The organism is uncultured Pseudacidovorax sp. (assembly GCF_913773995.1).
GTDB lineage: Bacteria > Pseudomonadota > Gammaproteobacteria > Burkholderiales > Burkholderiaceae_C > Xenophilus.
On record NZ_CAJYES010000021.1, the window covers coordinates 1 to 13226 of the forward strand.

The 13226-nt window shown below is 66.8% G+C and carries 14 protein-coding genes and 1 tRNA gene; 1 reads left to right on the forward strand and 14 read right to left on the reverse strand.

The genetic code is table 11. The features are described 5' to 3' along the window. Positions 1-82 precede the first annotated feature (82 nt). The 14 genes from nuoF to QZ772_RS02090 all read right to left on the reverse strand — a co-directional run bounded on the left by nuoF (position 83) and on the right by QZ772_RS02090 (position 12712). On the reverse strand, positions 83-1423 hold the full coding sequence (gene nuoF, locus QZ772_RS02025; RefSeq protein ID WP_295522539.1) for an NADH-quinone oxidoreductase subunit NuoF: 1341 nt from the start codon (positions 1421-1423) through the stop codon (positions 83-85). Next, positions 1423-1968 (reverse strand): NAD(P)H-dependent oxidoreductase subunit E, encoded by a 546-nt coding sequence (locus tag QZ772_RS02030; RefSeq protein WP_017756928.1) that lies wholly within the window; start codon positions 1966-1968, stop codon positions 1423-1425. The genes nuoF and QZ772_RS02030 overlap by 1 nt, the downstream gene beginning before the upstream one ends. Continuing rightward, positions 1965-3218: an NADH-quinone oxidoreductase subunit D gene (locus QZ772_RS02035; RefSeq protein ID WP_295522540.1), complete on the reverse strand. Its 1254-nt coding sequence runs from the start codon at positions 3216-3218 to the stop codon at positions 1965-1967. The genes QZ772_RS02030 and QZ772_RS02035 overlap by 4 nt, the downstream gene beginning before the upstream one ends. 15 nt (positions 3219-3233) lie before the next feature. Continuing rightward, entirely contained in the window at positions 3234-3842 is a 609-nt protein-coding gene (locus QZ772_RS02040) for an NADH-quinone oxidoreductase subunit C (protein WP_295522541.1), read from the reverse strand. 13 nt (positions 3843-3855) lie between these two features. Beyond that, positions 3856-4338: an NADH-quinone oxidoreductase subunit B family protein gene (locus QZ772_RS02045; RefSeq protein WP_017756931.1), complete on the reverse strand. Its 483-nt coding sequence runs from the start codon at positions 4336-4338 to the stop codon at positions 3856-3858. Positions 4339-4368: 30 nt separating this feature from the next. After that, entirely contained in the window at positions 4369-4728 is a 360-nt protein-coding gene (locus tag QZ772_RS02050) for an NADH-quinone oxidoreductase subunit A (RefSeq protein WP_017756932.1), read from the reverse strand. A 74-nt stretch (positions 4729-4802) separates the two neighbouring features. Further along, positions 4803-4887 (reverse strand) — tRNA-Leu (locus QZ772_RS02055). Between the two features lie 134 nt (positions 4888-5021). After that, complete coding sequence (gene secG / locus QZ772_RS02060) at positions 5022-5390, reverse strand: preprotein translocase subunit SecG (protein WP_295522542.1); 369 nt, start codon at positions 5388-5390, stop codon at positions 5022-5024. A gap of 32 nt (positions 5391-5422) precedes the next feature. After that, positions 5423-6175: a triose-phosphate isomerase gene (gene tpiA / locus QZ772_RS02065; RefSeq protein WP_295522543.1), complete on the reverse strand. Its 753-nt coding sequence runs from the start codon at positions 6173-6175 to the stop codon at positions 5423-5425. A 28-nt stretch (positions 6176-6203) separates the two neighbouring features. After that, entirely contained in the window at positions 6204-7193 is a 990-nt protein-coding gene (locus QZ772_RS02070; protein WP_295522545.1) for an NAD(P)H-quinone oxidoreductase, read from the reverse strand. Between the two features lie 80 nt (positions 7194-7273). Then, complete coding sequence (gene pnp, locus QZ772_RS02075) at positions 7274-9637, reverse strand: polyribonucleotide nucleotidyltransferase (RefSeq protein WP_295522546.1); 2364 nt, start codon at positions 9635-9637, stop codon at positions 7274-7276. Positions 9638-9843: 206 nt separating this feature from the next. Then, the gene (gene rpsO, locus QZ772_RS02080) at positions 9844-10110 is read right to left on the reverse strand and encodes a 30S ribosomal protein S15 (protein ID WP_058641609.1); all 267 of its coding nucleotides are present in this window, start codon (positions 10108-10110) and stop codon (positions 9844-9846) included. A 140-nt stretch (positions 10111-10250) separates the two neighbouring features. Further along, positions 10251-11414, reverse strand: a complete 1164-nt coding sequence (locus QZ772_RS02085) for a pyridoxal phosphate-dependent aminotransferase (RefSeq protein WP_295522549.1) — start codon at positions 11412-11414, stop codon at positions 10251-10253. A gap of 14 nt (positions 11415-11428) precedes the next feature. Next, the gene (locus QZ772_RS02090; RefSeq protein WP_295522551.1) at positions 11429-12712 is read right to left on the reverse strand and encodes a branched-chain amino acid ABC transporter substrate-binding protein; all 1284 of its coding nucleotides are present in this window, start codon (positions 12710-12712) and stop codon (positions 11429-11431) included. A gap of 126 nt (positions 12713-12838) precedes the next feature. Between QZ772_RS02090 and QZ772_RS02095 the strand changes: the two genes are divergently transcribed. Next, positions 12839-13213, forward strand: a complete 375-nt coding sequence (locus QZ772_RS02095; RefSeq protein WP_295522553.1) for an Hsp20/alpha crystallin family protein — start codon at positions 12839-12841, stop codon at positions 13211-13213. Positions 13214-13226 lie beyond the last annotated feature (13 nt).

Consider the following 13226-nt stretch of genomic DNA (forward strand, 5'->3'; position numbering starts at 1 on the left):
TGCATGACCATGCTGCCTTCGGCCACTTCGACCTTCTTGCCGTCGAGTTCGATTTCGATCATGTGAGGTTCTCGCTCCCCGATCAGGCCTGGGCGGGCGTCTTCGGCACGTAGCCGGGCACCATGGCCTCGAACTCGTGACGGAAGTGCTTCAGCATGGCGCGCACGGGCATGGCCGCGGCATCGCCCAGCGCGCAGATCGTGCGGCCCTGGATGTTGTCGGCCACGGAATTCAGCAGGTCCATGTCGGAGGCGCGGCCCTCGCCATGGTGGATGCGGTCGACCACACGCCACAGCCAGCCGGTGCCTTCGCGGCAGGGCGTGCACTGGCCGCAGGACTCGTGCATGTAGAAGTACGACAGGCGCTTGAGCGACTCGACCATGCACCGGCTGTCGTCCATGACGATGACCGCGCCGGAACCCAGCATGGAGCCAGCCTTGGCGATGGAGTCGTAGTCCATCGTGCACGACATCATGATGTCGGCCGGCAGCACCGGGGCGGACGAGCCGCCCGGGATCACCGCCTTGAGCTTGCGGCCCTTGCGCACGCCACCCGCCAGTTCCAGCAGCTTGGAGAAGGGCGTGCCCATCGGCACTTCGTAGTTGCCGGGCATCTCGACGTCGCCCGAGACCGAATAGATCTTGGTGCCGCCGTTATTGGGCTTGCCGCACTCCAGGTAGGCCTGACCGCTGTTGCGGATGATCCAGGGCACCGCCGCGAAGGTCTCGGTGTTGTTGATGGTGGTCGGCTTGCCGTACAGGCCGAAGCTGGCGGGGAACGGCGGCTTGAAGCGCGGCTGGCCCTTCTTGCCTTCCAGCGACTCGAGCAGCGCCGTCTCTTCACCGCAGATGTAGGCGCCGAAGCCATGGTGCGCATGCAGTTGGAAGCTGAAGTTGCTGCCCATGATGTTGCTGCCCAGGTAGCCGGCGGCACGCGCTTCCTCCAGGGCCGCCTCGAAGCGTTCGTACACCTCGAAGATCTCGCCGTGGATGTAGTTGTAGCCCACGCTGATGCCCATGGCATACGCCGCGATCGCCATGCCTTCGATGACGATGTGCGGGTTGAACATGAGGATGTCGCGGTCCTTGCAGGTGCCGGGCTCGCCTTCGTCCGAGTTGCAGACCAGGTACTTCTGGCCCGGGAACTGGCGGGGCATGAAGCTCCACTTGAGGCCGGTCGGGAAGCCTGCGCCGCCACGGCCGCGCAGGCCGGAGGACTTCACTTCGGCGATCACCTGGTCCTGCGTCAGGCCCTCGGTGAGGATCTTGCGCAGCGCCTGGTAGCCACCGCGCGCTTCATAGTCGGCGATGCTCCAGTTGGTGCCGTCCAGGCCGGCATAAATTTGCGGATCGATGTGGCGACCGTGAAAGCAGGTCTGCACGCCGGTGGCGCGGAACTGCGAGAGGACTTGGTCGGGGGTCATCAGCGCTTCTCCCCTTGCGGCTCGGCGGCACGCAGGCCGTCGACCAGCTGATCGAGCTTCTCGTTGCTCATGAAGCTGCACATGGTGCGGTCGTTGACCAGCATCACCGGCGAATCGGCGCAGGCGCCCAGGCATTCGCTTTGCTGCAGGGTGAACATGCCGTCGGCCGTGGTCTCGCCCATCTTGATGCCCAGCTTGGCTTCCAGGTGATGCAGCGCCTTGTAGCCGTCGCGCAGCTGGCAGGGCAGGTTGGTGCAGACGTTGAGCTTGAACTTGCCCACCGGCTGCTGGTTGTACATGTTGTAGAAGGTGGTCACCTCGCGCGCCGCGATCTGGGGCATGCCCAGGTAGGCGGCCACGGCGGCCTCGTTTTCGTCGCTCACCCAGCCGTAGACCTGCTGCACGATGGACAGGCAGGCCATCACGGCAGACTGGCGGCCAGCGTCGCTGTCGGGGTACTTGGCGACTTCGCGGGCGAAGCGGTCCAGCACGTCCTGCGGCAGGGCCGCGGGTGCGATGGGAGGATTGTTGAGGGAATCGCTCATCGATCGATCTCTCCGAAGACGATGTCCAGCGTGCCGATGATGGCCACGGTGTCGGCCAGCATGTGGCCGCGCGCCATCTCGTCGAGCGCGGCCAGGTGCACGAAGCCCGGCGGCCGGATCTTCAGGCGGTAAGGCTTGTTGGCACCGTCGCTGACCAGATAGATGCCGAACTCGCCCTTGGGATGCTCGACGGCGGCATAGGCCTCGCCCTCGGGCACGCGAAAGCCCTCGGTGAAGAGCTTGAAGTGGTGGATCAGCTCTTCCATGTTGGCCTTCATGGCCTCACGCTTGGGAGCCGCCACCTTGTGGTTGTCGGTGATCACCGGGCCGGGGTTGGCCTTGAGCCACTTCACGCACTGGGCAATGATGCGGTTCGACTGGTTGAGCTCCTCCATGCGCACGAGGTAGCGGTCGTAGCAGTCGCCGGTCTTGCCCACCGGGATGTCGAAATCGAGCTGGTCGTAGACGTCGTAGGGCTGGGTCTTGCGCAGGTCCCAGGCGATGCCCGAGCCGCGCAGCATCGGGCCCGTCAGGCCCAGGTTGAGCGCGCGGTCGGCGTCCATGACGCCGATGCCCACGGTCCGCTGCTTCCAGATGCGGTTGTCGGTCAGCAGCGTGTGGTATTCGGCCAGGTAGGTATCGAAGCGCTTCGTGAAGTCTTCGAGGAAGTCCAGCAGCGAACCCTGGCGGTTCTCGTTCATGCGAGCGAGGGCCTTGGCGTTCTTGATCTTGCTGTGCTTGTACTGCGGCATCGTGTCCGGCAGGTCGCGGTACACGCCACCCGGACGGAAGTAGGCCGCGTGCATGCGCGCGCCCGACACGGCCTCGTAGGCGTCGAACAGGTCCTCGCGCTCGCGGAAGGCGTAGATCAGGATCGTGGAGCTGCCGCAGTCGTTGCCGTGCGATCCCAGCCACATCAGGTGGTTGAGCATGCGCGTGATCTCCGAGAACATCACGCGGATGTACTGGGCGCGGATCGGCACTTCCAGGCCGAGCAGCTTCTCGATGGCCAGGCAGTAGGCATGCTCGTTGCACATCATGGACACGTAGTCGAGACGGTCCATGTAGGGCAGCGACTGGATGAAGGTCTTGTGCTCGGCCAGCTTCTCGGTGGCGCGGTGCAGCAGGCCGATGTGCGGATCGGCGCGCTGCACCACTTCGCCGTCGAGCTCCAGCACCAGGCGCAGCACACCGTGCGCGGCCGGGTGTTGCGGCCCGAAGTTGAGCGTGTAGTTCTTGATTTCAGCCATGGGTCGGTCGGGGGTTCAGTGCAGGCCGCCGTAGTGCTCTTCGCGGATCACGCGCGGCGTGATCTCGCGCGGCTCGATGGTCACCGGCTGGTACACCACGCGCTGCATTTGCTCGTCGTAGCGCATCTCGACATGGCCGGACAACGGGAAGTCCTTGCGGAACGGATGGCCGATGAAGCCGTAGTCGGTCAGGATGCGGCGCAGGTCCGGGTGGCCGTCGAAGACGATGCCGTACAGGTCGAAAGCTTCACGCTCGAACCAGTTGGCAGACGCCCACAACTCGTTGACGGAAGCGATCACCGGCAGGCCGTCGTCGGGACAGAAGGCGCGCACGCGCACACGCTGGTTGAGGCTCACCGACAGCAGGTGGGCCACCACGGCGAAGCGCGGGCCTTCCCACACCTCGTCGCGCCAGGCGGAATAGTCCATCCCGCACAGGTCGATGAGCTGCTCGAACTGCATGCCGGCGGTGTCGCGCAGCGTCTTCATTACGTCCAGGTAATTGGCGGCGCTGACGATGATCGTCACCTCGCCCAACGCGAGGCTGACCTCGCGCACCTTGTCGCCCAGGGCGAGTGCGAGCTGGTCCTTCAAGACCTGCGGATCAATGGCAATCGATGTCATGGGAGGGGCGCGCTCAGGCGCGCGCGATGGTGTTGGTGCGGCGCACCTTCTGCTGCAACTGGATGATCCCGTAGATCAGCGCCTCGGCCGTGGGCGGGCAGCCGGGCACGTAGACGTCGACCGGCACGATGCGATCGCAGCCGCGCACCACGGAGTAGCTGTAGTGGTAGTAGCCACCGCCGTTGGCGCAGGAGCCCATGGAGAGCACCCAGCGGGGCTCGGCCATCTGGTCGTACACCTTGCGCAGGGCTGGCGCCATCTTGTTGCACAGCGTGCCGGCCACGATCATCAGATCGGACTGGCGCGGGCTGGCACGGAACACCTCCGCGCCGAAGCGGCCGATGTCGTAGCGGGCCGCGGCCGCGTGCATCATCTCGACCGCGCAGCAGGCAAGACCGAAGGTCATGGGCCACAGCGAGCCCGTCTTTGCCCAGTTCACCACCGCGTCGTAGGACGTAGTGATGAAGCCTTCCTTGAATACACCTTCAATGGCCATGGCCAGCTTTTCCTCTCGGGTTGCTTCGCCTCATTCCCAATCCAGGGCGCCTTTTTTCCACTCGTAGGCAAAGCCCACGACGAGGATGGCCAGGAACACCACCGCCGCCCAGAAGCCCAGCGGACCCACTTCCTTGAAGGCAACGGCCCACGGGAAGAGGAAGGCGATTTCCAGGTCGAAGAGGATGAAGAGAATGGCGACGAGGTAGTAGCGGACGTCGAACTGCATGCGGGCGTTCTCGAACGCCTCGAAGCCGCACTCGTAAGGGGAATTCTTGGCCGCATCGGGCCGGTTCGGGCCCAGAACGAAGCCCAGAACTTGCGGGAGTATGCCTACCGCCACCCCCACCAGAATGAACAACAGAACGGGAAGGTAGGTCGCGAGGTTCATCGGGGGGCTCTATCACCGCTTGCCACCGACTGATGCCCGGACCCGTTGCGGGCGGCGCATCAGCCGGTGCAGATTGGTGCCGTCGGCGAGACTCGAACTCGCACAGCTTTCGCCACTACCCCCTCAAGATAGCGTGTCTACCAATTTCACCACGACGGCGGTTTACGCTTGCCCCGGATGGCATGAGGAACCAAGAAGGTTATTGGCTTTCCGGGGCAGCCTTGGAGTTTACCCTGAAATGCCCCGGTTTGGACGGGACTGCATCACAAAGTGATGCCCAGGGCGTACCTGCGTCACTTGGCCGGGATCTGGGCCGCGTCCGAGGCGGGCGCCGCAGGCGCCGGCACCGCATTGCCCGCCGGGATCTGCGAAGCGGGAGCAGTGATGGGCGCCCGCTCGAGCAGGCTGCCGCCGCCCGCTGCGCGGGGGGTGCCAAAGTAGGCCAGCAGCAGCGTGCAGGCAAAGAACAAGGCGGCCAGGACAGCCGTCGTACGCGACAGGAAGTTGGCACTGCCGCTGGCGCCGAACAGGCTGCCGGCACTGCCGCTGCCGAAAGCAGCACCCATGTCGGCGCCCTTGCCGTGCTGCAGGAGGATGAGGCCGACCATGGCGATGGCGGCCAGGATCTGCACGGCGAAGAGGATGTTGTGGACGATGGTCATGTCTGGAGAGCTCCTTGAAGGGTGCGGGCGCCTCAGCGCGCGGCCGCGATGATCTGGAGGAAATCGGGCGCCTTCAGCGAAGCACCGCCGATGAGGCCGCCGTCGATGTCCGGCTGCGCCAGGAGCGACGCGGCATTGGCCGCGTTCATGCTGCCGCCGTAGAGGATGCGGATGCGCGCGGCGGCATCGCCGGCCGCATGCTGCAGCTGCGCGCGCAGCACGGCGTGCACGGCCTGCGCCTCTTCCGGCGTGGCGGTCTTGCCCGTGCCGATGGCCCACACGGGTTCGTAGGCGACGACGATCTCGCTGATGCAGTGGCCGTTGGCATGGATCACGGCGGCCAGCTGGCGCCGAACCACATCTTCCGTCTGCCCGGCTTCACGCTCGGCCAGCGTCTCCCCCACACACACGATGGGCGTGATGCCGCCGGCCAGCGCGGCGCCGGCCTTGGCGGCCACGGACTCGTCGGTCTCGCCGTGGTACTGGCGACGCTCCGAATGGCCCACGATGGCATAGCGCGTGCCGAACTCCTTCAGCATGGCCACCGACTGCTCGCCCGTATAGGCACCCTGCGCATGCGCCGACACGTCCTGCGCGCCGAGCGCGATGGGCGAGCCTTGCGTCAGCACCTGCACCTGCGCCAGATAGGGCGCGGGCACGCACACCGCGACATCGCACACCGGCTGGCCCACTCCCTGACGAAGCGCACCGATGAGCGCCTCGTTGGCGGCCAGGCCGCCGTTCATCTTCCAGTTGCCAGCAATGAGTTGTTTTTTCTTGCTCATGGTTCTTGATGGATAACCTGCTTGCCCCTCACCAGGTCAGCACGATCTTGCCGATGTGCTGATTGGACTGCATCAGCGCATGGGCCTTGGCGGCATCGGCCGCCTCGAATGTGGAATGGATCACCGGATGTACACCCTGGCGCGTGGCCAGCAACGGCCAGACCTTCTCGCGCAGGCTGCGTGCAATGGCCGCCTTGAAGGCGACGGGTCGCGGGCGCAGCGTGGAGCCCGTGATCGTCAGGCGGCGGCGCAGCACCAGCCCGGCATTGAAGCCGCTCTCGACGCCGCCCTGCACCGCGATGATCACCAGCCGGCCGTCCTCGGCCAGGCAGCCCACTTCGCGCGCCACGTAGTCGCCGGCCACCATGTCGAGGATCACGTCCACGCCACGGCCATCGGTGATGCGCTTGGCCTCTTCGGCGAAGTCCTGCTCGCGGTAGTTGATGGCGTGGTCCGCACCCAGGTCCAGGCAGGCCCTGCACTTGTCGGCACTGCCAGCCGTGGCAATCACCGTCGCACCAAAGGCCTTGGCCAGCTGGATCGCGGTGACGCCGATGCCGCTCGTGCCGCCCTGCACCAGGAAGGTCTCACCTTTCTGCAGGCGGCCGCGGTCGAACACGTTGCTCCAGACGGTGAAGAAGGTCTCCGGCAGCGCTGCCGCCTCGACGTCCGACCAGCCCTCGGGCACCGGCAGGCACTGGCCGATGGGCGCCACGCACAACTGCGCGTAACCACCGCCGGCCACCAGCGCGCAGACGCGGTCGCCCAGCTTGAAGCCGGCCTGGGCCAGTTCGTCGGCGTCGCCACCGACGATTTCGCCGGCGACTTCCAGCCCCGGCAGGTCCGACGCACCCGGCGGCACCGGGTATTGGCCCATGCGCTGCAGCACATCGGGCCGATTCACGCCGCTGGCCGCGACGCGGATCAGCAGCTCGCCGGCGCTCGGCTGCGGATCGTCGCGCGTGCACAGGCGAAGCACCTCGGGGGCACCATGGCTGCTGATCTCGACGGCTTTCATGCGATCTCCTGTTCAGGGCAGTGATGGACGAAAGCCGGCAGGCCACGCAAGGTGGACTGCCGGCCTCGGGTCAAGGCCGATCAGCCTTGTTGCTCAGGCGCCTGGGCGCCGGCTTGGGCACCCTGCGGTGCGGCCTGCTGCTGTTGCGCGGCAGCGGCGGCTGCGGCGTCGGCTGCGGGCTCCTGGCTGTTGCCGGGCTCCACGCGCGCCTGACGCTCTTCACGCGGCGGGCGCTCGCGCCGCTCACCACGATCACCGCGATCGCCCCGATCACCACGTTCGCGGCGCTCGCCCCGGTCTTCGCGCGGCGGGCGGTCGCCGAACTCGGGCATGCCGGCCGGACGCTCGGCCAGCGCCTTCATCGACAGCTTGACACGGCCCTTGTCGTCGGTCTCGAGCACCTTGACCTTCACGATCTGGCCTTCGCTCAGGTAGTCGGTCACCTTCTCCACGCGCTCGTGGGCGATCTGGCTGATGTGCAGCAGGCCGTCCTTGCCAGGCAGCAGGTTGATCAGCGCGCCGAAGTCCAGGATCTTGGTGACCGGGCCTTCGTAGATCTTGCCGATCTCGACCTCGGCCGTGATCTCCTCGATGCGGCGCTTCGCCTCGTCGGCCTTGGCGCTGTCGTTGGAGGCGATGGTGATGGTGCCGTCTTCCTCGATGTTGATCTGCGTGCCGGTCTCTTCGGTCAGCGCGCGGATGGTGGCGCCGCCCTTGCCGATCACGTCGCGGATCTTCTCGGGGTTGATCTTCATGGTGTAGAGCTTGGGCGCGAAGGACGAGATCTCGGCCTTGGCCTCGCCCATGGCGTCCTGCATCTTGCCCAGGATGTGCATGCGCGCTTCCTTGGCCTGGGCCAGTGCGACCTGCATGATTTCCTTGGTGATGCCCTGGATCTTGATGTCCATCTGCAGGGCGGTGATGCCGTTGGTCGTGCCGGCCACCTTGAAGTCCATGTCGCCCAGATGATCTTCATCGCCCAGGATGTCGGTCAGCACGGCGAACTTGTTGCCGTCCTTGATCAGGCCCATGGCGATGCCGGCCACGTGCGCCTTCAGCGGCACGCCAGCGTCCATCATCGACAGGCAGCCGCCGCACACCGAAGCCATCGACGAGGAGCCGTTGGATTCGGTGATTTCGCTGACCACGCGGATGGTGTAGGGGAACTCGTACTTCTGCGGCAGCACGGCCACCAGGGCGCGCTTGGCCAGGCGGCCGTGGCCCACTTCGCGGCGCTTGGTGGAGCCCATGCGGCCCACTTCGCCGGTGGCGAAGGGAGGCATGTTGTAGTGGAACAGGAAGCGGTCTTCGAACTCGCCGGCCAGCGCGTCGATGCGCTGCGCGTCGCGCTCGGTGCCCAGGGTGGTCACGACCAGTGCCTGCGTCTCGCCGCGGGTGAACAGGGCCGAGCCGTGCGTGCGGGGCAGCACGCTGTTGCGGATCTCGATGGGGCGCACGGTGCGCGTGTCGCGACCATCGATGCGGGGCTCGCCCTGCAGGATCTGGCTGCGCACGATGTTGGCTTCGATGGCGAACAGCAGGTCGCTGACCTTGCCGGCGTCGTACTCGGCGCCTTCGGCCTTCAGCGCCTCGAAGACGCTGGCGTTGGCTTCGCGCAGGGCTTGCGTGCGGGCCTGCTTGCTGCGGATCTGGTAGACGGCGCGCAGCTTCTCTTCGGCCAGGCCCTTGATCTTGGATTCGAAGGCCTCGTCCTTGGCTTCGGGCGCCCAGGTGCCATTCTCGGTCCACAGCGGCTTGCCGGCTTCACGGGTCAACTGGTGGATGGCCTCGATGGCGATCTTGCCCTGCTCGTGGCCGAAGACCACGGCGCCCAGCATGATCTCTTCGGACAGCTGCAGCGCTTCGGACTCGACCATCAGCACGGCGGCTTCGGTGCCGGCGACCACCAGGTCCATCTGCGAGTCGGCACGGGCGGTCTTGCCCGGGTTCAGCACGTACTGGCCGTTGATGTAGCCCACGCGCGCGGCGCCGATGGGGCCGCTGAACGGAATGCCCGAGACCGACAGGGCGGCGCTCACGGCGATCATGGCGGCGATGTCGGCGTCGACTTCGGGGTTGAGCGACAGCGTGTGGATGACCACGTGCACTTCGTTCAGGAAGCCTTCGGGGAACAGCGGGCGGATCGGGCGGTCGATCAGGCGGCTGGTCAGCGTCTCGAGTTCGCTCGGCTTGGCTTCGCGCTTGAAGAAGCTGCCGGGGATCTTGCCGGCGGCGTAGGTCTTCTCGATGTAGTCGACGGTCAGCGGGAAGAAGTCCTGGCCGGGCTTGGCCGACTTGGAGGCGACGACGGTGGCCAGCACCACGGTGCCGTCGATGTCCACCAGTACGGCGCCGGTGGCCTGGCGGGCGATCTCGCCGGTTTCCATGACGACGGTCTTGTCGCCCCACTGGAAGCTCTTGGTGACTTTGTTGAAGAGGCTCATGCTCTGCTCCTTGGGTGGTGCGGAACCGGCGTCGAGGCCGGTCCGCGGGTGGCGGAGCGCAGGGGCGGAACACGATGCCATTCCAGCGAAGCCCTCTGCCAAGGGGTCCGTTGGAATGACACAGCTTCGATCCGTTCTGCGGTCTCCGAAGTTAAAAACGCCTGAGCTAGCGGGCTAACTCAGGCGTTCGTGCGATGCGAAGCGGCTTACTTGCGCAGGCCCAGCTTGGCGATCAGGGCGGTGTAGCGCTCGGCGTCCTTGGACTTCAGGTAGTCCAGCAGCTTGCGGCGGCGGCTCACCATGCGCAGCAGGCCGCGGCGACCGTGGTGGTCCTTGGCATGCTGCTTGAAGTGGGGGGTCAGCTCGTTGATGCGAGCCGTGAGCAGGGCAACCTGCACTTCGGGACTGCCGGTGTCGTTGGCAGCGCGGGCATTGGCCTTGACGACCTCGGCCTTCTTTTCGAGAGAAATCATGATGACTTTGTCCTGTGATTCCCGGCTTGCTGCGGCCGCGGGGTTGAAACGCGGGGCCGTGGGCGCGGGGTTGTTGACTTGCGGCACTCCCTGGAACCGGGGGTGCCGTGGAGCTTTGCAACACGCAAAGCCTTGAAATTCTAGCAGCTTCCGGTCAGCCAACCCGAAAGCCGCTCCACGCCCTGAACCAGCCGGCCGGTGTCGCGCGACGCGAAACACCAGCGCAGCCAGCCCTGCGCCTCGGGCGCGAAGGCGTTGCCAGGGGCCAGGCCCAGGCCGGCCTCGGTCACCAGACGCTTGGCCAGCGCCAGCGAATCGGCCGCGCCCTCGACCTGGAAGAAGGCGTACATGCCGCCCTTGGCAGCCGACACCTTCAGGCCCGGCAAGCGCTGCAGCAGCGGCACCAGCGTGTCGCGGCAGGACTGCAGGTGCGCCACCACGCGCGGGGTGATGTCGGCCTCGTGCGCCAGGGCGGCGATGCCGGCGCGCTGGCTGAACACGCTCGCGCAAGAGGTGTTGAACTCGATCAGCGTGCCGACGTTGTCCTGCAGCGACGGCGGCACCACCAGCCAGCCCAAGCGCCAGCCGGTCATCAGGAAGCTCTTGGAGAAGCTGTGCGCCACCACCAGCCGGTCGTCGGTCATGGCGATGTCCAGGAAGCTCGGCGCGCAGCCGTTGGCGGTGTCGCCGGCGTAATACAGGCGCTCGTAGACCTCGTCCGCCAGGATCCAGGTGCCGGTGGCCCGGCAGTGGTCCAGGATGGCCTGCTGCTCGGCGCGGGTCAGCGTCCAGCCGGTGGGGTTGTTGGGGGCATTCAGGATGAGCAGGCGCGTGGCGGGCGTCACCGCGGCGCGCAGCGCGTCCAGGTCCAGCGTCCAGTTGCCGTCGACGGGCTGCAGCGGCAGACAGCGCACCGTGGCGCCCAGAATGGCCGGCTGCGCCGTCAGGTTGGGCCAGACCGGCGTCACCGCCACCACCTCGTCACCTGGGTCCACCAACGCCTGCACGGCGATCATGAGCGCGCTGACCCCGCCGGAGGTGACGGCGATGCGCTCCATGCCCACGGCCGGATGCAGCCGCGAGGCATAGCGCGCGATGGCCTCGCGCAATTCGGGCAGGCCCAGGTTGTGCGCATAGAAGGTCTCGCCACGCTCGATGGATTCGATGGCGGCGCGGCGCACCGGCTCGGGCGTGACTTCGTCGCTCTCGCCGAACCAGAAGGCCAGCACGTCGCTGCGGCCCATGCCGGCATTGGCCACTTCGCGGATCTTGGAGGCTTCGAGCTTGTCGATGGCTTGGCGCATGGGTGTCCTCGGGATCAGGGCCGCTGCATGCGGCAGGTGGTAGGGAGCTCGGCCACTTCAGGCGCGATGTCCTTGATGACGCGGAAGCCGTAGCCCGAGCCTTCGACGTCGAAGGCCACGCCCGGCGTGCCCTGGCGGTCCATCATGCCCACGACCAGCGGCTGCTGGAACTGATGGTCCGCCGCACGCATGCGACCGCTGCGACCGGCGAGCGACACCCTGGCGTTCTCCAGCTTGGCGGCGACGGCCGCCGCCTCGGTGCTGCCGGCCTGGGCGATGGACTGCGCCAGCGCCTCGATCATCAGCTGCATGCGCATGTGCACATAGTCGTCCGCCGGGTTCGGAAAGCGCGCGCGGAAGCTCCTGTAGAAGGCCGCGGATTCCGGCGTCGGCACGTTGGGCAGCCAGTCGGCCACCGCGATCACCTTGCCCACGCCGGCCTCGCCCAGCGCGGCCGGCGCGCCCAGGGCATTGCCGTAGAAGGTGTAGAACTTGCCCTCGAAGCCGACCTCGCGCGCCGCCTTGACCAGCAGCGTCAGGTCGTTGCCCCAGTTGCCGGTGAACACGGCCTGCGCGCCGCTGGCCTTGATCTTTACGGCATAGGGCGCGAAGTCCTTGACCTTGCCCATGGGGTGCAGTTCCTCGCCCACGATACGCACGTCCGGGCGCAGCTCGGCGATGCGGCGGCGGCTCTCGCGCAGCACGGCCTGGCCGAAGCTGTAGTCCTGGCCGATCAGGTAGGCGCTGCCGACGGCGCGGTCTTCCTTGAACACGGCCATCAGCGCCGCCACGCGCATGTCGGCATGGGCGTCGAAGCGGAAGTGCCAGAAGCTGCAGCGCTCGTTGGTGAGGATCGGGTCCACCGCCGAGTAGTTGAGGAAGAGCAGCCGCCGGCGCGCGTCCCGCTCGTTGTGCTTGTCCACCGCATCCAGGATGGCCGCGGCGGTGGCGGACGAGTTGCCCTGCAGCACCGCCTGCGCGCCGTTGTCGATGGCAGAGCGCAAAGCGGACAGCGCCTCTTCGGTCTGGCCCTTGCTGTCGTAGCGGTCCAGCTGCAGCGGGCGTGCACCGCCCGGCAGCGCGATGCCGCCGCGGGCATTGACCCGCTCCACGGCCCACAGCAGGTTGCGGAAAACGGCCTCGCCCGTGTTGGCGAAGGGGCCGCTCAGGCTCTCGACCAGCGCAAGCCGGATGGGCGCCCCGCCCTGCGCTCGGACCAGGCCGCCGAGGGTCGATGCACATAGCGCCGCCGCGCCGCTTTTCAAGACGCGACGACGAGAAATAAAGGTCTGGGACATGCTCTTGAAAGCCGCTGGGAGGGTGCCTAGATAGGCCTCAAGCGGCACTCACGACTGAAAGGCCGCGCAGTGTAAGGGGCGCATCGTGCGCCTCTGGATCGACCCTCTTTCAGACTGGAGAAACACATGCTGTTCGCACCCGCCATCCGTTCCGCCGCCCTCGCCTCGCCCCGCAGCTTCGACCGCGGCTTCGAGCGCTTCGTCAACGACGCCTTCTTCCCGACTGGCCGCGGCGTGCAGGTCGAAAGCACCGAGCAGGGCTGGACCCTGAGCCTGGACGTGCCCGGCATCGCCCGTGAAGACCTGGGCGTCCGCATCGAAGGCCAGGTGGTGCGCATCGAAACGCGCGCCGAAGCCAAGCGCCAGTACAAGGCCGCCTACGAACTCCCGCAGGAAATCGACGCTGGCGCCAGCGAAGCCAAGCTGGAGAACGGCGTGCTGACCCTGAAGCTGGCCCGCCTCGCGCCGGTGAGCAAGGTCACGCAGCTGAGCATCGCCTGAGTCTTGCGGTGGA